This window comes from Luteimicrobium subarcticum, from assembly GCF_002798015.1.
Classification (GTDB): domain Bacteria; phylum Actinomycetota; class Actinomycetes; order Actinomycetales; family Cellulomonadaceae; genus Luteimicrobium; species Luteimicrobium subarcticum.
Window position 1 is genome coordinate 549887 of the sequence record NZ_PGTZ01000006.1, and the last position, 19034, is coordinate 568920.

Consider the following 19034-nt stretch of genomic DNA (forward strand, 5'->3'; position numbering starts at 1 on the left):
CCGGCCATCCTCACCGGTTCAGGGTGCCGACGCGAGAACGCCCTCGTGCTCCAGCAGCCACACCTTCCGCTCGAGGCCGCCCGCGTAGCCCGTCAAGGCACCCGACGCGCCCACCACGCGGTGGCACGGCACGACGATCCCGATCGGGTTGCGCCCCACCGCCGCACCGACCGCGCGGGACGCCCCCGGGGGCAGGCCCAGGTCGGCGGCGATCGTCCCGTACGTCGTCGTCGCACCCGCCGGGATCTCGCGCAGGCGCGCCCACACCCGCTGCTGGAAGTCCGTGCCGCGCGGCGCGAGCGGCACGTCGAACTCCTCCCGCTCGCCCGCGAAGTACTCGGCCAGCTCACTGGCCGCCGCCGCGAGCACCGGCTCGTCCGACGCCGCGACCCGCTCCCCGAAGCGGTCGTCCGCCGGAAGGTGACGCTGGTCCGTCATGAAGACGCCCGCCAGCGCGTCGTCGTCCGCGACCAGCGTCAGCGGCCCGACCGGGCTGTCGACGACGGCGTGGACCGTGCGGGTCTGAGGTGCGGTCCTCTGGATGGCCTTCGGGTCGGTCACTGCTGCTCCCCCTCGGGTGCTGTCGATGGGTCTGATGACGTCGTCGCGGGCATCCGGTTGACCGGGTGGTCGCCCGTCGCCCACAGGTGCTGCACGGCATAGGCGCGCCACGGCTGCCACGCCGCGGCGTGCCGGGTCAGCGCGCCCGGCGTGGACGGCAGCCCGAGCGACGCCGCGCCCGCCCGGACGCCCAGGTCGCCCGGGACGAACGCGTCCGGGTCGCCGAGCGCCCGCATCGCGACCGTCCCCACCGTCCACGGACCCACACCCGGCACCGCACCGAGCACCCCGGACGACCGCACACGATCCGCGCCCGCGCGCAGGTCCAGCTCGCCCGACGCGACCAGGGCGGCGACCGCCCGGACCGCCGCGCGGCGCCCCGCCGGCATCGCCAGGTGCGCGTCGTCCGCGTCCGCGAGCGCCGCCGCGCTCGGGAACAGGTGCGTCAAGCCCCCTGCGGGGTCGTCCACCGGGGTGCCGAGAGCTGCGACGAGCCGCCCCGCGTGCGTGCGTGCCGCCGCGGTCGAGACCTGCTGCCCGAGCACGGCCCGCACGACGAACGCCTCCGGGTCGAGCGTCCGCGGCACCCGGCGCCCCGGCGCGGACGCGACGAGCGGCGCGAGGGCCGGGTCGCGGGCCAGCAGCGCGTCCACCGCCTCCGGGTCGGCGTCCAGGTCGAGCGCCCGACGACAGCGCGAGATCGCCGCCGACAGGTCACGCAGGTCGGCGAGCCGCAGCGTCGCGGAGACGAACCCGTCCCGGGGCGCGAGCGCCACGATCGCGGGACCGTGCGGCAGCCCGACGGTCGAGCGGTAGGCGCCGTCGTGCCACTCCTCGACACCCGGGACGGCCGTCGCGACGAGATGTCCGAAGAGGTTGTCCGGGGTCAGGGGGGCGCGGTACGGGAGCCGGACCGTGATGGTATGCCACACGGTCGTCGGCACAGCGGTCGTCGGCACAGCGGTCGTCGGCGTCGGACCGCGCGGCACCCGCGGCTCCGCCCGCTCCCGCAGCTGCGTCGGGGTCAGGGCGTAGACCTCCTGGACCGTCTCGTTGAACGTCCGCAGGCTCGCGAACCCCGCCGCGAACGCGACGTCCGACAGGGGCAGCTCGGTCGACTCCGCCAGGGTGCGGGCCGTCTGGGCGCGCCGCGCCCGCGCGAGCTGCAGCGGGCCGGCGCCGAGCTCCGCCACGAGCTGCCGCTCGACCTGCCGCTCCGAGTACCCGAGCCGGCGTGCGAGCCCGGGCACGCCCTCGCGGTCCACCACCCCGTCGTCGATGAGCCGGACGGCGCGGCCGACGACGTCGGCGCGGGCGTCCCAGTCGGGCGAGCCGGGTGTGGCGTCCGGGCGGCACCGCTTGCACGCTCGGAACCCGGCCCGCTGCGCCGCGGCCGCACTCACGTAGAAGGTCATGTTCGCGGGCTTCGGCGACGGGGCCGGGCACGACGGCCGGCAGTAGATCCCCGTGGTGCGCACGGCGGTGAAGAACTGGCCGTCGAAACGACGGTCGCGGCTCTGCACGGCGCGGACGCAGAGGTCGGAGGACGGGATCACCCGTCCATCATGCGCCCTGCACGCTGCGTGGACCGGCGAGAATCCGACATCACTCCCGGGGCCGCCCGGGCCCGGCGACGCGCCCGCCCGGGGGCGTCCGTCGCGCCCGCCCGGCCCTGTCCGTCGCGTAGGCAACGGCTCTTCGCGTGCGCTTCACCGCACGCGAAGCGACCTTGCGTAGGCGACGGACCGGGGGTCAGAGGAGGGCGAGGGAGGCGGCGGTGTCGCGCTCGGCGGCGAGCTCGGCGACCGACGCGTCGAGCCGTGCCCGCGAGAACGCGTTCAGCTCCAACCCCTGGACGATCTCGAACCGCCCGTCGCGCGCCGTGACGGGGAACGACGACACCAGCCCCTCGGGCACGCCGTACGACCCGTCGGACACCACGCCCGCGCTCGTCCAGTCGCCCTCGGGCGTGCCGCGGTACCAGTCGTGCACGTGGTCGAGGGCCGCGTTGGCCGCCGACGCGACCGACGACCCGCCGCGCACCTCGATGATCGCGGCCCCACGCTTCGCGACCGTGGGCACGAAGTCGTCGGTGAGCCAGCCGGCGCCGTCCTCGGGGACGTGCAGCACGTCCGCCGCGGGCCGTCCCGCGATCTCGGCGTGGAAGACGTCGGGGTACTGCGTCGCGGAGTGGTTCCCCCAGATCGTCACGCGGCGGACGTCGCCCACCGGGACGTCGGCGCGGCGCGCCACCTGCGTGAGCGCGCGGTTGTGGTCGAGCCGCGTCATGGCGGTGAAGCGGTCGCGGGGCACGTCGGGGGCGTGCGCGGCGGTGATGAGCGCGTTGGTGTTCGCGGGGTTCCCGACGACGAGGACGCGGACGTCGTCCGCGGCGCCGGCACCGATCGCCTCGCCCTGGGGTCCGAAGATCGCGCCGTTCGCCGCGAGGAGGTCGCCGCGCTCCATGCCCGGTCCGCGGGGCCGGGCGCCGACGAGCAGCGCCAGGTTGGTGCCGTCGAACGCGGCGCGCGGGTCGTCGAACACGTCGACGCCGTCGAGGAGCGGGAAGGCGCAGTCGTCGAGCTCCATCGCGACGCCCTCCGCGGCGCGGGTCGCGGCGGGAATCTCGAGCAGGCCGAGCCGCACGGGCACGTCCGGCCCGAGCACCTCCCCCGACGCGAGCCGGAACAGCAGGGCGTAGCCGATCTGACCGGCGGCGCCGGTCACGGTGATGCGGACGGGGGTGGTCATGCCGTCACTCTGGCAGAGGTGGGTCAGGCGCGCAGCGAGGAGACCTGCACCGCGTCGCCGTCCGCGCCGGGGATGACGCGCCAGACGCTCCCGGCGCCCGCGACCACCAGGCTCCCGGTGCCGACGACGAGCACGGTCGACTCGTCGATCGCGACACCGCCCGGCACGAGCCCCGCCTCGGTGGCGGCGACGAGCCGGGTGAGGGTGCCCCACTGGGCGGCGTGCACGTCGACGGCGACGTCCACGAGGCCGAGCCCGGGCAGGACGGTGACGTCGTCGAGGTCCTCGGACGAGTCCTCGGGGCACACCTCGACGTCGCCGATCCTCCAGCCGCCGACGAGGGCGTGGTCGGCGGCGATCGCGGAGCCTGCGGAGAACCCGAGGTACGGGAGGCCGCGGGACACGAGGGCGCGGATCGCGTCGGCGTGCGGGACGAGCGCGTCCCGGTACGCGGGGGTGAGCCCGCCGCCGACGACGACACCGTCGAGGTCGTCCGCACCGGTTCCGGCGAACGTCTCCACGGGTACGTCGTCGCCCTCGGCGAGCGCCACGACGACGGGCTCGACGTCGCCAGCGCGGGACAGCGCCGCGACGAGCTTGGCCGCGTGATCGTCCTGGTCGCCGTCGCGGATCGCGACGACGAGGACGCGCGGCGCGCCCTTCCCGCTGCGGCGCTCCGTGGCGGCCGCCGCCTCGGCGCGGAACCGTCCGTAGACCTCGGGCGCGGGCCCGTCCGCCCAGCCGCCCCCGACGAGATGCACGCTCATGCGGACGACCCTACCGGCGACCCCCCGCCCGAGCGCGCGCGCCGGCAGCGGGCCGGAGGGACGGACGGGCGAGATCGTGACGGGTCTGGCGGGAGCCCGCGAGGGACGAGCGGGCGGATGGAAGATCTCGCCCGCCCGTCCCTCCGGCCCGAACAACCTCAGCCGAGGTTGCTCACACGGGCGCCCCCTTACCGCGTGATCCGGAACGTCGACACCCGGACCGGGCTGTCGAACACCAGGTACACGTCCTGCCGTCCGGTCGCCTTCTTGAGGGTCGCGCGGACGGTCTCGGACGTGTACTTGTCGCCGGTGCTCGCGACGCTCGCGGTCCCGAGCAGCTTGCCGTGCGGGGAGCCGAGCCGGATCTCGACGTGCCCGGTGCCGGCGGCGGCGCGCGCGACGGACGCGGTGAACGTCCCGGCGCCCTTGTTCAGGTCGACGTCGCGGTAGGCGACCCACGACCCGGCGCCGGTGGACTCGACCGAGGTGCCGGACTCCTTGGTCGTGTCGACGAGCGTGGTGCCGTGCTGCGCATCGTAGTCCTGCGCCTGCGTGCTCCGCGCGAGGTTGCGGGCGGGGATGGCCTCGCCGAGGACGGTCACGGTGGACCGGGCACGGATGTCGTCCGACGCCCCGCCGACCTGGACGTCGTAGACGCTGGTCTCGACGACCCACTTGTCGCGGGTGACGTCCCAGTGGCGCAGGTCCTTCGCGGGGACCTCGAGGGTGACCTTCTTGGTGTGCCCGGCCTTGATGCTCACGCGCTCGAAGGTGCGCAGGGCCTGGATCGCGGTGGCGTCGCGGGACGACCGCTGGTGCGTGTAGAGCTGGACGACCTCGTCGCCGTCGCGGCGTCCCGTGTTGGTGACGTCGACGGTGACCTTGATGGTGCCCTTCGCGGTGATCTTGCGGTCGGCGACCTTGAGGTTCGAGTACCGGAACGACGTGTAGGACAGGCCGTGCCCGAACGCGTAGAGCGGGGTGGTCTTGTCGTACAGGTAGGTCTGGCCGGACGTGATGATGTCGTAGTCGTTCAGGTCGGCGGGCAGCTTCGCCGTGGACGTGGGCCAGGTCTGGGTGACGCGGCCCGCGGGGTTGACGTCACCGAAGAGGACGTCGGCGACGGCGTGCCCGGTCTCCTGCCCGGCGTGGGTGGTCCACAGGATCGCGGGCGCCTTCTTCTGGAGGCGGTCGATGGTCTGCGGGTAGCTGGACTCGAGCACGACGACGGTGTTCGGGTTGGCCTTCAGGACGGCGTCGACGAGCGCTTCCTGGCCCTCGGCGAGGTTCATGTCGGTGCGGTCGTGGGCCTCGCGGCCGTTGATGAACGGCATGGTGCCGACGACGACGACGGCGGCGTCGGACTTCTTGGCCGCCTTGACGGCCTCGGCGGTGCCGCTGGTGACGACGTCGCGGGAGAGCTCGGTCGCCTGGTCGGCGGTCGCGGCCCCGAGGACGAGCATCCCGTCGGCGTTCACGGTGACGTACGGGGTGGTGTGCGAGGGCGCCCAGCTCTCGGACGACTCGTAGCCCGCGTACTTGAGCACGACGTTGCCGTCGGGCCGGTCCTCGATCGTGAACTGCTGCTGCACGTACCAGCCGTTGGGCTGGTCCTGGTCGTTCGCGAAGCCCGTCCAGTTGAACCCGACGGTCTTGGCGTTGGCGGCGCTGCGCAGGGTGACGACGCCGTCGCCCCAGTCGAAGACGTCGAACTGGGCGGTGGCACCGGCGGTGCTGGACGTCGCGGCGAGGTTCGCGCCGGCGGCGCCGGAGCCGCCGACGACGTACTTGCCGGTGGCGGCGTCGCGCAGGGTGATGCGGTCGACGCCCTCGGTGCTGCGGACCGTCGCGCCCTTGCCGAGCCGCTCGGTGATGCCGTCGAGCGGCGTGACGGAGTACGGCTGCTTGCCGCCGTACCAGTCGGTGTAGAGGGTGTCCTCGAGCGGCCCGACGACGGCGACGGACGTCGTCTTCTTCGCGTCGAGCGGCAGGGTCTGCTTGGCGTTCTTGAGCAGCACCTGCGACTCGTCGGCGGTCTTGCGGGCGAGCGCACGGCTCGCCGCGTTGTCGACGGCGTCGGCGCCGATGCTCGCGTACGGGCCTCCGTCGGGGTCGAACTCGCCGAGCCGGAACCGGATGGACAGCTCGTCGGACGCGGCCTTGTCGACGTCCGCCTGCGTGAGCAGGCCCTTGGCGAGAGCCTCCTTGACGGCGGCGATGGTGGGCTGCGGGTTGTTGTCGTTGACGGTCATGGAGTCGAGCCCGGCCTTGACGAGCGCGGCGTCGGCCTCGGCCTGGGTCGCGTAGTACTGCTCCGACCCGGTGAGGTTGGTGGGCGCGGCAGCGTCGGACACGTTGAAGAGCGTCTTGTCGGTCCACGACCGGACGGTCGAGTCGAGCGTCGGGTCGACGGTCGCCGGGCGACCGTTGACGAGGTTGTAGGACGCCATCACGCCGGTGGCGGCGTCGGCGCTGATGGCCGGCTCGAACGCCTGCTCGTCGTACTCGTGCAGGACGCGCGGCGGCACGACGGACGACGACGTGTCGCGGTTCGTCTCGTTGTTGTACGCGAGGTAGTGCTTCAGCGTGGGTGCGGTCTTGAGGTAGAAGGGGTCGTCGCCCTCCATGCCCTTCCCGTACGCGGTCGAGATCGCGCCGGTGAGGGTCGGGTCCTCGGAGTAGCCCTCCTCGTTGCGGCCCCAGCGGGGGTCGCGCAGCAGGTTGACGACGGGTGCCCAGAGGTTGAGGCCCCACAGGCTCGGGTCCTGGGCGTTGTAGCCGCGGGCCTCGTCTCCGACGACGCCGCCGACCTGCTGGATGAGGCCGGTGTCCCACGTGCTCGCGAGGCCGACGGCCTGCGGGAACGTGGTGGCAGTGGCGGTGTGCACGGCCCCGTCGACGGGTGACGTCGTCCAGGCGAGGCCGTGGACGGCCTCGGTGCCGGCACGGAACTGCCCGATGCCGAGGCGTGGGACCGGCAGCGGGAACTGGTGCAGCAGCGAGATCTCCTCGTCGGGCGTGAGCCGTGAGAGGAGGTCCTTGATGCGTGCGGCGAGCGGGAGGTCGGGGTTGCGGAAGGGCAGGGCGTCGAGCTCTGCCTGCGTGGGCGTTCCGGTGCCGGCGACGGTGTCGACCAGGCTGCCGGCCACGCTCGCGGAAGCGCTCCCGGGCGTCGTGACGCGCTGAGCGGTGCCGACGGCCGGCGTGACGCCGACGAGTGCGAACGACGTCGCCCCGACGATGCCGCCGAGCAGCACGCGGCTGATGGTGGTGGTTCTCATGGTTCCCCTCGGTCCGGGCCGACCGTCGCTGGTCGACCTCGTCGTCGGCCGTCGGGGAGGGCGCCGGGGTGCGTGTCGACCGCGGTGACGACACGCCCGGCGCAGCCTCGCGCCGGTCCCCGCCGGACTGTCCCGACAGACCTGTGAGGACGGAGATCGTCGAAGCGCTTCGACGATTCGTCCGCTTTCGACACTACGGAGGACCCTGTTTGATGTCAATGGCTGAACTATGAGGGCCCCGACAGCATCTCCCGCGCCTCGTCGGCGGCCCGCATCTCGATGTCCGACACGAACTCCATGTACCGGGCCACGCGTTCGAGCCGGTCCGCCGCCGGCGTCCCGGCACCCAGCACCTGGGCCCCCTGTCGCGAGGCCGCCGCCAGCTCCGCGTTGACACGCGCGCTCGCGACCATCGACTGGTACCAGACGTCGTCGTCCACCACGTAGCGCTCGCGGCGGCCCTCGCCCTTCTCGCGGCGGATCATCCCGATGCTCTCGAGCAGCGCGACCGCCTTCGACACCGACGCCGCACTGACGCCGAGGTGCTGCACGAGCTCGGCGGCGGTCGCACTGCCGTCGTCGACGAGGTACAGGCTGGTCAGCACCCGCGACGGCATCCGCGCCAGGCCCGAGCGCTCCATCATCGCCGTGAACGACTCCTCGTAGGCCCGCACGGCCTCGGCGTCCCGCCACCCGGCCGTCCCGGGCGTGCCCGCACCCGCCGCGCGCGCCTGTCGCTGCGCACGCCGACCCGTGGCGCGCTGCGCACGATCCGCGCGGTACGCGGTCGCTCCGCCGTTGCGCGTCACCTCGCGCGTGACCGTCGACGTCGGGCGGTCGATCCGCCGGGCGATCGCCGCGTAGGTGAGCCCGTCCGCGAGACCAGCCTCGATCTGCCGGCGCTCCTGCGCGCCGAGCCTGCCACCAGGCATTGCGGTCCTCCGCTCCTCGGAATGCGATCCTCAGCGCCCGACCGTAGCGTTCCGCGCACTTCATTGCAACGCGCGGTAGGGCGTCAGGTTGCGTTCGGTGCATTGTCGTTGCAACGAAATAGGCGCCCTGACATGCCATTATGGTCTGGCTTCACGAATTCGTGATTGCCCTGATGTCGAACGCAACGTAGCGTTTCCATCAACGGAAACAGGCTCGTAGCGTGCGGGCCGCTCAGCACGAGAGGACCCACCATGACCGACATGGCCGTCGCAGCGAGCGGGCTGCGCAAGTCGTACGGCGACAAGGTGGTGCTCGACGGTATCGACCTCACCGTCCCGGCAGGTACCGTCTTCGCACTGCTCGGACCCAACGGCGCGGGCAAGACGACCGCCGTGCGCATCCTCACCACGCTCGTCACGCCGGACGCCGGCTCCGGCGAGGTCAGCGTGGGCGGGCACGACCTCGCCACCGACGGTCACGCGGCCCGCGCGTCGCTCGGCGTCACCGGGCAGTTCTCCGCAGTCGACGGCCTGATCACCGGCGAGGAGAACATGCTCCTCATGGCAGACCTGCACCACATGGAGCGTGGGGAAGGTCGCCGTGTCACCGCCGAGCTGCTGGCCCGCTTCGACCTCGTCGACGCGGCCGGCAAGCCTGCGTCCACCTACTCGGGCGGCATGCGGCGCCGGCTCGACATCGCCATGACGCTCGTCGGGGCGCCGCAGGTCCTCTTCCTCGACGAGCCCACCACCGGGCTGGACCCGCGCAGCCGCCACACCGTGTGGCAGATCGTGCGCGAGCTCGTCGCGGGCGGCACCACCGTCTTCCTCACGACGCAGTACCTCGACGAGGCCGACGAGCTCGCCGACCGCATCGCCGTGCTCGACCGGGGCCGCATCGTCGCCGAGGGAACCCCCGACGACCTCAAGCACCTGATCCCCGGTGGCCACGTCCGGCTCCGGTTCACGGATCCCGACGCCTACCGGGCCGCCGCGCGGTCGTTCGGCACGGCGGCGTCGGCCGACGACGAGGCGCTCGTCCTGCGGGTGCCGGGCGACGGCTCACAGGGTGCGCTCCGCGCCGTGCTCGACCGCCTCGACGACGCCCGCGTCGAGGCGGACGAGCTCACCGTCCACACGCCCGACCTGGACGACGTCTTCTTCGCCCTCACGACGGACGGGACCGTCCGGCCCACCGCCGACCGTCCCGCCCGCACCGACACCGCCGACACCGCCGACACCGAAGAGGTCGTCCGATGAGCACCCCGTCCCGCCTGTCCCTCGCCGCCCGCGACTCCTCCACGATGCTGCGCCGCAACCTGCTGCACGCCCGCCGCTACCCGTCGATGACGCTCAACCTCCTGCTCACGCCCGTCATGCTCCTGCTGCTCTTCGTGTTCGTCTTCGGCGACACCCTCAGCGCCGGCCTCACGGGCGGGACACCCGACCGCTCGGCGTACGTCGCGTTCCTCGTGCCGGGGCTGCTGCTCATGACCATCGGGAGCACCGCCATCGGTACCGCGGTGTCGGTCGCCACCGACATGTCCGAGGGGATCGTCGCGCGGTTCCGCACGCTCGCGATCCACCGGCCCTCGATCCTCGTCGGGCACGCCGTCGGCAGCGTCCTGCAGTGCGTCGCGAGCGTGGTCGTCGTCGGGCTGGTCGCCGTCGCCGTCGGCTTCCGCTCGACGGACGCGACGGCCCTCGAATGGCTCGCCGCGCTCGGGCTCCTCGTCCTCTTCGCGACGGGGCTGACCTGGATCGCCGTGGGGATGGGGCTGAACAGCCCGAACGCCGAGGCCGCGAGCAACACCGCGATGCCGCTCATCCTGCTCCCCCTGATCTCGAGCGCGTTCGTCCCTGTCGACGCGATGCCCGGGTGGTTCCAGCCGATCGCGCAGTACCAGCCCTTCACCCCCGCGATCGAGACCCTGCGCGGGCTCCTCCTCGGCACGGAGATCGGCTACCAGGGGTGGCTCGCGCTGGCGTGGTGCGTCGCGCTCACCGCGCTCGGCTACCGGTGGTCGACGACCAGCTTCCGGCGCGAGGCCACGCAGGGCTGACGACCCGCGGGCCGACGGAGCCAGACGTCGACGCGACCGGACGCCGAAGGGGCGGTCACCCGGACCGTGAGGTCCGGGTGACCGCCCCGTCGCGCACCACCGTGCTGTGAGGTGGTGCGAGGTGGTGCGAGGTGCTGCGGGTCTCAGGCCGCGAGACGCGCCGAGAGGTTCTCGTCGAGCGCCGCGAGGAAGTCCTCGGTGGTCAGCCACTCCTGGTCCGGGCCGACGAGCAGCGCGAGGTCCTTCGTCATCTTGCCGGACTCGACCGTCTTGACGACGACGTCCTCGAGCGTCTCCGCGAACTCGACGACCGCAGGCGTGCCGTCGATCTTGCCGCGGTGCATGAGGCCACGGGTCCAGGCGAAGATCGACGCGATCGGGTTCGTCGACGTCGGCTTGCCCTGCTGGTGCTGGCGGTAGTGACGCGTCACCGTGCCGTGCGCCGCCTCGGCCTCGACGGTCTTGCCGTCCGGGGTCATGAGGACCGACGTCATGAGGCCCAGCGAGCCGAAGCCCTGCGCGACCGTGTCGGACTGCACGTCACCGTCGTAGTTCTTGCAGGCCCAGACGTAGCCGCCCTCCCACTTCATGGCCGAGGCGACCATGTCGTCGATGAGGCGGTGCTCGTACGTGAGACCCTTCGCGGCGAACTGCTCGGCGAACTCGGCGTCGAAGACCTCCTGGAACAGGTCCTTGAACTGGCCGTCGTACGCCTTGAGGATCGTGTTCTTGGTCGACAGGTACACCGGGTAGTCGCGCTGCAGGCCGTACGCGAACGACGCGCGCGCGAAGTCGCGGATCGACTCGTTGAAGTTGTACATGCCCATCGCGACGCCACCGTCGTCGCCGTACGTCACGACCGTCTGCTTGATCTCCTCGGAGCCGTCAGCAGGGGTGTAGGTGAGCGTCAGCGTGCCCGCGCCGGGGACCTTGAAGTTGGTCGCCTTGTACTGGTCGCCGTGGGCGTGACGGCCGATGATGATCGGCTTGTTCCAGCCCGGCACGAGGCGCGGGATGTTGGAGATGATGATCGGCTCGCGGAAGACGACGCCACCGAGGATGTTGCGGATCGTGCCGTTCGGCGAGACCCACATCTTCTTGAGGCCGAACTCCTCGACGCGCGCCTCGTCGGGCGTGATCGTCGCGCACTTCACGCCGACGTTGTACTTCTTGATCGCGTTCGCGGCGTCGACCGTGACCTGGTCGTCGGTCGCGTCGCGGTTCTCGATCGACAGGTCGTAGTACTTGAGGTCCACGTCGAGGTACGGGTGGATGAGGCGGTCCTTGATGAACTGCCAGATGATGCGGGTCATCTCGTCGCCGTCGAGCTCGACGACCGGACCTTCGACCTTGATCTTCGCCATGCGCGGGTCACTCCCGGTGTGTCAGCGGTCTGAACGGGGCCCGTCGGCACGGCCAGGACGCACACCGGCGAAGAGGTCCCCGCCTGGTGCTGCCCGGCCCGTCGCGAGCCTGCCCGCGAGCGCGGGCGCCGTCCTCAAGATTACTCGATATCAAGAGACCCACCCTTCTGCCGGTCGCCGCCCCCGCGCGGTGCCAGCAGATCCATAGCCTCCGAGGGGCGGAATCTCCCCGATCCGGACCTTCCGGCGTGGCATCATGGCGCGCGAATGCGTGTGCACCACCGCAAACCCCATCATCGATCCACCGAGCAGAACAGGAACGTCATGACGTCCGAGACGCAGACCGTAGTTCCGGCTCCCGCCGAGCCGGCACCGCCGGCAACCACACAGGCGTCGCTCGCCGCACGGCTGGGCGCCGAGGCGTTCGGCACCTTCGCGCTCGTCCTCGCCATCGTGGGCGTCGCGCTCTACCTGCAGTTCACCAACGCAGGCATCGTGCTCCCCGTCGCCCTCGCCGGCGGCCTCATCGTCGCGTCCCTCGCCGCGGCCATCGGGCACGTGTCGGGTGGCCACTACAACCCCGCGGTCACGCTCGGCGTGACGCTCGCCGGCCGCGCACGCTGGGCCGACGTGCTCCCCTACTGGGTCGCTCAGCTCGTCGGTGGCATCGTCGCCGCAGGCGCCCTGTTCATCACGCTGCCCGAGCACCTCGCGTCGACCATGAAGGCCGCGAACCTCATCCCGGACGACAGCTCGCACGCGATCTTCGCCGGCACGGCCAACGGCTTCGGCACCCACTCGCCGATCCACGCGTCGTTCGCCTCGTTCGTCGCGCAGAGCGGCGGCACGGCGCCCGGAAGCACCCTGATCCAGGCGATCCTCGTCGAGGCCATCGTCACGGCCGTGTTCGTGGGCATCATCATCGCCGTCACGGACAAGCGCACCAACAGCATCCTGGCGCCCGTCTCGATCGGTCTCGCGCTGTTCGTCGGCATCGCCGTCTCCGCGCCGCTCACCAACGCGTCGCTCAACCCGGCCCGCTCGACCGCGTCCGCCGTGTTCGCGGCCGACAGCCTCGGCGACATCTTCACCGGGCACGGCGTCGCCGGTCAGCTCTGGGTCTTCTGGGTGGGCCCGCTCCTCGGTGCCGCCATCGCCGGGCTGTTCTACCTCGCGTTCGCGGCCCCGAAGCCCGAGCCGACCGTCGAGGACGTCGTGGCCGAGGCGCTCGCCAACGGTGACGGCGTCGTCGTCGTCGAGGAGACCGTCGTCACCGAGGTCGACGCCGTGATCGTCGCGGCGCCGACCACCGACGACGTCCCCGCCGAGGAGCTCGTGGCCGCCCCGGAGGCTGCCGCCCCCGTCGAGGCCGCCCCCGTCGAGGCCGCTCCGGTCGAGGCGCCGGACGTCGATGACGTCACCCGGACGCGGTCCACCACCGCGGACGCGCCCGAGGTCCCGCTCGACGAGCCCGCGACCGGTGACGAGCTCCCGGACGCGCGCACCGACGGTCCGGCGGACGGCACCACCCGCTGATCGTCCCCGCACCGCCCGCACGATCAGGAGGGCCCGTCCGCGTCGAGCGGACGGGCCCTCCTGCTGCCCGGCAGCGCCTCCGTGCTGCCGAGCAGCGCCGACCGAACGGTCAGCCCGCCAAGTTCCCGGTCGTCCACGCGAGCCCGCCGAGCAGCGCGGCGAGCACGAGGTAGCCCGCGACGTCGAACGTCCGCGACCGCACCGCCACGCCCGGCAGCCCGGGCTCCGGGCCGAGCGCCCGCGCGACGCCGAGCGCGACGAGCGTCAGGCACAGGATCGTGCAGCCACCCCGCGGCCCCCAGACCCGTGCCGACACGGCGGCGACGACGACGGCCGCGACGACGAGCCAGACCACCACGCCCGTGTGGAGGGGCCGGACGGGCGGGTCGTCGCTGCTCGGTGTGGTCACGGGCGCGAGCATAGTGCCGCACGCGGTCGCATACGGTGGACCGGTGACCGCCTCCCCTGCCCCCGCGCCCCCTGCGGACCGCCCGGACGTCCGTTCCGTCGTCGTCGTGGGCGCCGGGCTGGCGGGCGCCCAGACCGTCGCGGCCCTGCGCTCCCGCGGCTTCGACGGCCGCGTCACGGTGCTCGGCGCCGAGGACCGCGCCCCGTACGACCGGCCACCGCTGTCCAAGGAGCTGTTCACGCGCGACGCACCCGCCGACCTGTCCGCCGAGCTCGGTGTCGACCTGGCGGCCCTCGCGGACGACGTGCGCCTCGGCACCCGGGCGACAGGACTCGTCCTCGGCGGGGCCGACGCCCCGCGGATCGTCACCGACACCGGTGACGACGTCGCCGCCGACGCCGTCGTGCTCGCGGTCGGGTCGCGACCCGTCGTGCCGCCGGGCTGGGACGACGCGCTGCTCCTGCACACGTGGGACGACGCGGTGGCGCTGCGGCGGGAGCTCGTCGAGGACGCCCGCCTCGTCGTCGTCGGCGCGGGCTGGATCGGCGCGGAGGTCGCCGGCGCTGCCGCGGCGCGGGGGGTCGACGTCGTCGTCGTCGAAGCGGGTGCGACACCGCTGGAGCGCCAGCTCGGCGCCGAGGTAGGGCGCCACCTCACGCCGTGGTACGGGGATGCGGGCGTCGCGCTCGAGCTCGAGGCGCCTGCCGTACGCGTCGGGCGGCACCAGGTCGCGCTCGCCGACGGGCGGCTGCTCGCGGGCGACGTCGTGCTCGCCGCCGTCGGGGCGCGACCCGCGACCGACTGGCTGCGCGGGACGCTGACCGCCGACGCGCGCGGGTCGCTGCGCGGCGACGCGGACGGACGCGTCGCCCCAGGCGTGTGGGCGGTCGGTGACTGCGTCACCCGGCACGGCACGCCGTTCGGCGACGTGGTCGGCGGGCACTGGTCCGCGGCGTTGCAGGATCCCGACCGCGTGGTCGGCGCGCTGCTCGAGGACGTCGCCGCGTCCGCGGTGCCGAGCCAGCACGCGCCCTACGTGTTCAGCACCCAGCTCGGCCACGACCTCGCCGTGCTCGGGGTGCCGTCCCCCGACCACGAGGTGGTGCTGCGCGGGTCGCCCACGTCGGGCGGGCCCTGGTCGGCCCTGTACCTGGAGCGGGACTCGGCCCGGCTGGCCGCGGTGCTCGTCGCCGACGCGCACCGCGAGGTCCCCGTCGCCCGCAAGGTGCTGCGCGACGGGCCGGTGCTCGTCGACGTCGCCGTCGCGAGCGACCCGTCGCGCCGGCTGCGGGACGCCGTCAGGTCGTGACGAGGTAGCCGTCCTCGTCGTCGTCCCAGCGCAGGGTCACGACGCCGGCCTCCTGCGCGGCGCGGCAGAACTGCAGGAAGCCCCGGAACCCGAGCGCCTTCTCGCTGAACGCCGGGTTGACCTTGCGCAGGTGGTCCTTGAGGCCGGACAGCGCGGCCGAGCCACCGTCCTGGGCCACCACGTCGCGCAGGAGCGCGAACGCGACAGCCGTGTCGCCCTGCGCGGGCAGCGACACCGTCGGGTCACCCGTCGACGGGCCCTCCCCGAGCTCCACGACGCCGCGCTCGGCGAGGTAGCGCACGAACTCGCCGAACGACCGGAAGCCGTACGCCGACTCCGAGAACGTGGGGTCCTTGCGCAGCAGCGCCCGCTTGAGGGCCGACGCGACGACCGGCCCGCTCGAGGACGCCTCGAGGTCCGACAGCGTCTGCGCGACGCGCACCTCCATGCTGGGCGGCTCGACGGCGTCGTCGGTCTCGTCGACGTCCAGCGGCTCGTCGACGGCGTCGTCCGGCTCGTCCGTGTCCTGGACGTCCGGTGCCGCCTTCGACCCACGGCCCGGCCGGCGCGACGACGACCGGGCGCCTGCACCCGTGTCGGCGCCCGCGTCGGCTCCTTCGCTCGCCGTCGACCGGCGCCGCCCGCCACGTGCGCCGGCCTTGGCGCCCGTCGACGACTCGGCGGACGCGGCCGCCTCGGCGCCGTCCGCGTCACTCTCGGTGGCCGCCGGTGCGGCGTCGGGAGCGGCCTCCGCCGGCGCGTCCGCGGTCCCGCTGCTCGAGACCGACTTCGGCGCGGCCTTGCCGACCGGGCGCCCACCACGCCCCCGCTTCTTCGGGCGCGGCGGCTCGTGGTCGTCGGGGACGTCGACGCCCTCGAGGCGGTCGTAGAAGAGGAACTCGTCGCACGCGGGCGGCAGCAGGCGGGACGTCGACAGCTCGACCCCGACGCCGATCACCTGGCGGTTGAGCTCGCGCAGCTTGTGGACGAGCGGCGAGAAGTCGGAGTCACCTGTACAGATCACGAACGTCGAGATGTACTCGCGCTCGAACGCCATCTCGATCGCGTCCACGACCATCTTGATGTCGGCCGCGTTCTTGCGCGACGCGCCCATGCGCTGCGTCATCTCGATCAGCTCGACCTGGTGCCGCGTCAGGGCGCGCCGGTCCTCGTCGAAGTACGACCAGTCGGCGTACGCCCGCCGCAGCACCACCCGCCCGCGGACCGCGAGCGCGTCCGCGATCGGACCGAAGTCGAACGGGATGCCCAGGTGGTCCCGGGCGCCGAGCGCCAGGTTCTCGTAGTCGATGAAGACGGCAAGGCGCTCTTCGGAGTCCATGCGCCCAGCCTACGGGCACGGTCCCCTCGCGACCGTGCGAGATGATCGAGGCATGACCTCCCTCGCACCGTCCCGCCGACGCGCCGTGTTCCTCGACGTCGACGGCACCTACCTGTCCGTGCACGGGGTCGTGCCGCCGAGCGCGCGCGACGCCGTCGCCCAGGCCCGCGCGGCCGGCCATCTCGTGTTCCTGTGCACCGGCCGCTCGCTGCCGCAGATCACCGCCGACGTCCGCGAACCGGGCTTCGACGGCATCGTCGCCGGCGCGGGTGCGTACGCCGAGCTCGCGGACGGGACCGTCCTGCGCCACGTCACGTACGCGCCCGACGAGCTGCACCACGCGGCCGGGGTCCTGGAACGGCACGGTGTCGAGCACCTGCTCGAGACGAACACCGTCCTCGTCGGCACCCCGGGCGCGCCGCGCGTGCTGCGCGGGCTCATCGACGCCTCCGAGGGCGACTCGCACCGCGAGGCGTTCGAGGCGATCGTCGAGGCCATCCGCACCGACGAGCCCCACGACCGCACCGACGTCAACAAGGTCATCGTGCTCGACTCGCCCGTGCCGCTCGACACCCTGCGTGCCGAGCTCGGCGACACGTTCGTCATCGTGCCCGCGTCGGTCGCCCTCATGGGGCCGCACAGCGGCGAGATCCAGCTGCGTGCCGTGCACAAGGGCGCCGGGGTCACCGCCGTCCTCGACCACCTCGGCCTGGACCCCGCGGACGCGGTCGCGTTCGGCGACGGCGCGAACGACGTCGAGATGCTCGAGCTCGTCGGCACCGGCGTCGCGATGGGCGGGTCGGGGGCGTCCGCCGTCGCCGCCGCCGACCTCGTGACGGACCGCCCCGAGGACGACGGCATCGCGCACGGCTTCGCGCGCCTCGGGCTCACGACGCCCTGACGAGCGGGACGCACGGACGGGGCGGGAGCGTGCGCTCCCGCCCCGTCCGGCCTCGACACGTCAGGTGCGCGTCGGGACGCGTCAGTGCGCGAAGTGCCGCGTGCGCGTGAAGTAGAGCGAGACGCCCGCGGCCTGCGCGGCCTCGATCACCTCGGCGTCACGGATCGACCCGCCGGGTGCGACCACGGCGCGCACTCCGGCGTCCAGGAGCACCTGCAGGCCGTCCGCGAACGGGAAGAACGCGTCCGAGGCGGCGACGGAGCCGCGCGCACGCTCGACCACGGCACCGTCGGCGTCCTGCGCGAGCGCGTTCGCCCGCTCGACCGCGAGACGGCACGAGTCGACCCGGTTGACCTGCCCCATGCCGACGCCGACCGCGGCGCCCGCGTCGGCGAGCAGGATCGCGTTCGACTTCGCGGCGCGGATCGCGCGCCACGCGAAGGACAGGTCCGCGAGCGTCGCGTCGTCGGCCGCGTCCCCGGCCACCAGGCGCCAGTGCTCCGCCGCGTCGCCGCCGGTGACGGCGCCGTCCTCGTCGCGCACCACGGCGTCGATCGCGTCGACCGTCTGGACGAGCACGCCGCCCGAGATGGGGCGGAACTCGACCGCGTCCTCGGCGACGTCCGCGGGGAGCGTCAGCACGCGCAGGTTCTTCTTCTTCGCGAAGACCTCGAGCGCGCCGTCCTCGAACCCGGGCGCCACGACGACCTCGGTGAACACCGGCGCGAGCGCCTCGGCCATCTCGGCCGTCACCACGCGGTTCGCCGCGACGACGCCCCCGTACGCCGAGACCGGGTCGGTCGCGTGCGCCTTGCGGTACGCGTCCGCGACGTCCTCGCCGACCGCGATGCCGCACGGGTTGTTGTGCTTGACGACGGCGACCGCCGGGCCGGCGTGGTCGAACGCCGCACGGCGGGCCGCGTCCGCGTCCACGTAGTTGTTGTACGACATCTCCTTGCCCTGGAGCTGCGTCGCCGTCGCCAGGCCGCCGCGCCAGTGCGTGTACAGCGCGGCCTGCTGGTGCGGGTTCTCGCCGTAGCGCAGCACCGCGCCGCGCTCCCACGTGGCACCCGTGAAGTCCGGGAAGCCGGCGCCGTCGGGCGCGTACGTGCCCGCGAACCACGACGCGACCGCGACGTCGTACGCCGCCGTGTGCGCGAAGGCCTGCGCCGCGAGCCGCTTGCGCGCCGCGAACGTGAAGCCGCCGCCGCGGACCGCGGCCAGCACGTCGTCGTAGGCCGCGGGGTCGACGACCACGGCCACGCTCGGGTGGTTCTTCGCGGCCGCCCGCACCATCGACGGGCCGCCGATGTCGATCTGCTCGACGCACTCGTCGGGCGTCGCGCCCGAGGCCACCGTCGCCCGGAACGGGTACAGGTTCACGACGACGAGCTCGAACGGCTCGATGCCGAGGTCGGCGATCTGCGCGAGGTGCTCCGGCTTGCGGGTGTCGGCCAGGACGCCCGCGTGCACGCGCGGGTGCAGGGTCTTGACGCGGCCCTCGAGGCACTCGGGGAAGCCCGTGAGGTCCTCGACCTTCGTGACGGGGATGCCCGCGGCGGCGACCGTGGACGCCGTCGAGCCGGTCGAGACGAGCTCGACGCCCGCGTCGTGCAGACCCTGGGCGAGGTCGACCAGCCCGGACTTGTCGTACACGGACAGCAGGGCGCGGCGGACGGGGTGCTGCGCGTCGTCGGCGAGCGCGACGGGCGGCAGGCTGGGAGCGGCGGACATGGTTCCTCCTGATGCGACGTGGACGGGCCGGTGCCGGGGTCGGCATGACCCTTCGTGCGTACGGCCCGACGCCCAGGCGGACGACGT

The 19034-nt window shown here is 73.3% G+C and carries 15 protein-coding genes; 5 read left to right on the forward strand and 10 right to left on the reverse strand.

From position 1 onward, the window contains the following. Positions 1-18: 18 nt before the first annotated feature. The 6 genes from CLV34_RS03160 to CLV34_RS03185 form a co-directional block, all read right to left on the reverse strand. A complete protein-coding gene (locus CLV34_RS03160; protein ID WP_245858943.1) occupies positions 19-561 on the reverse strand; it encodes a methylated-DNA--[protein]-cysteine S-methyltransferase in 543 nt (180 codons plus the stop codon). Further along, entirely contained in the window at positions 558-2117 is a 1560-nt protein-coding gene (locus CLV34_RS03165; protein ID WP_211289332.1) for an AlkA N-terminal domain-containing protein, read from the reverse strand. Before CLV34_RS03165 ends, CLV34_RS03160 begins: the two co-directional genes overlap by 4 nt. A gap of 196 nt (positions 2118-2313) precedes the next feature. Beyond that, complete coding sequence (locus tag CLV34_RS03170; protein ID WP_100348753.1) at positions 2314-3312, reverse strand: malate dehydrogenase; 999 nt, start codon at positions 3310-3312, stop codon at positions 2314-2316. 23 nt (positions 3313-3335) lie between these two features. Then, on the reverse strand, positions 3336-4079 hold the full coding sequence (locus CLV34_RS03175; protein WP_100348754.1) for a type 1 glutamine amidotransferase family protein: 744 nt from the start codon (positions 4077-4079) through the stop codon (positions 3336-3338). Between the two features lie 188 nt (positions 4080-4267). Then, positions 4268-7360 (reverse strand): glycoside hydrolase family 3 protein, encoded by a 3093-nt coding sequence (locus CLV34_RS03180; RefSeq protein WP_100348755.1) that lies wholly within the window; start codon positions 7358-7360, stop codon positions 4268-4270. A 227-nt stretch (positions 7361-7587) separates the two neighbouring features. Continuing rightward, entirely contained in the window at positions 7588-8292 is a 705-nt protein-coding gene (locus CLV34_RS03185; RefSeq protein WP_100348756.1) for a GbsR/MarR family transcriptional regulator, read from the reverse strand. Between the two features lie 252 nt (positions 8293-8544). On the opposite strand from CLV34_RS03185, the gene CLV34_RS03190 reads away from it, so the two are divergent. Continuing rightward, complete coding sequence (locus CLV34_RS03190) at positions 8545-9552, forward strand: ABC transporter ATP-binding protein (RefSeq protein ID WP_100348757.1); 1008 nt, start codon at positions 8545-8547, stop codon at positions 9550-9552. Then, positions 9549-10355, forward strand: a complete 807-nt coding sequence (locus CLV34_RS03195; RefSeq protein ID WP_100348758.1) for an ABC transporter permease — start codon at positions 9549-9551, stop codon at positions 10353-10355. Before CLV34_RS03190 ends, CLV34_RS03195 begins: the two co-directional genes overlap by 4 nt. A gap of 143 nt (positions 10356-10498) precedes the next feature. Here the strand turns inward: CLV34_RS03195 and CLV34_RS03200 are convergent, their stop codons facing one another. Further along, positions 10499-11719: an NADP-dependent isocitrate dehydrogenase gene (locus tag CLV34_RS03200; RefSeq protein ID WP_100348759.1), complete on the reverse strand. Its 1221-nt coding sequence runs from the start codon at positions 11717-11719 to the stop codon at positions 10499-10501. A gap of 324 nt (positions 11720-12043) precedes the next feature. Between CLV34_RS03200 and CLV34_RS03205 the strand changes: the two genes are divergently transcribed. Beyond that, positions 12044-13255 carry an MIP/aquaporin family protein gene (locus CLV34_RS03205; RefSeq protein ID WP_100348760.1) on the forward strand — a complete coding sequence of 404 codons (1212 nt, stop codon included), beginning with the start codon at positions 12044-12046 and terminating at the stop codon, positions 13253-13255. Positions 13256-13364: 109 nt separating this feature from the next. Here CLV34_RS03205 and CLV34_RS03210 read toward each other — a convergent pair whose 3' ends face one another. Beyond that, entirely contained in the window at positions 13365-13664 is a 300-nt protein-coding gene (locus tag CLV34_RS03210; RefSeq protein ID WP_157803676.1) for a DUF3017 domain-containing protein, read from the reverse strand. Positions 13665-13707: 43 nt separating this feature from the next. On the opposite strand from CLV34_RS03210, the gene CLV34_RS03215 reads away from it, so the two are divergent. Beyond that, positions 13708-14973: an NAD(P)/FAD-dependent oxidoreductase gene (locus CLV34_RS03215; protein ID WP_100349195.1), complete on the forward strand. Its 1266-nt coding sequence runs from the start codon at positions 13708-13710 to the stop codon at positions 14971-14973. Here CLV34_RS03215 and CLV34_RS03220 read toward each other — a convergent pair. Continuing rightward, the gene (locus CLV34_RS03220) at positions 14963-16312 is read right to left on the reverse strand and encodes an NYN domain-containing protein (protein ID WP_100348762.1); all 1350 of its coding nucleotides are present in this window, start codon (positions 16310-16312) and stop codon (positions 14963-14965) included. The genes CLV34_RS03215 and CLV34_RS03220 overlap by 11 nt on opposite strands. A 52-nt stretch (positions 16313-16364) precedes the next feature. Between CLV34_RS03220 and CLV34_RS03225 the strand changes: the two genes are divergently transcribed. Then, entirely contained in the window at positions 16365-17213 is an 849-nt protein-coding gene (locus tag CLV34_RS03225) for a Cof-type HAD-IIB family hydrolase (RefSeq protein WP_157803677.1), read from the forward strand. Positions 17214-17294: 81 nt separating this feature from the next. Here CLV34_RS03225 and purH read toward each other — a convergent pair whose 3' ends face one another. Further along, the gene (purH, locus tag CLV34_RS03230; RefSeq protein ID WP_100348763.1) at positions 17295-18947 is read right to left on the reverse strand and encodes a bifunctional phosphoribosylaminoimidazolecarboxamide formyltransferase/IMP cyclohydrolase; all 1653 of its coding nucleotides are present in this window, start codon (positions 18945-18947) and stop codon (positions 17295-17297) included. Positions 18948-19034 lie beyond the last annotated feature (87 nt).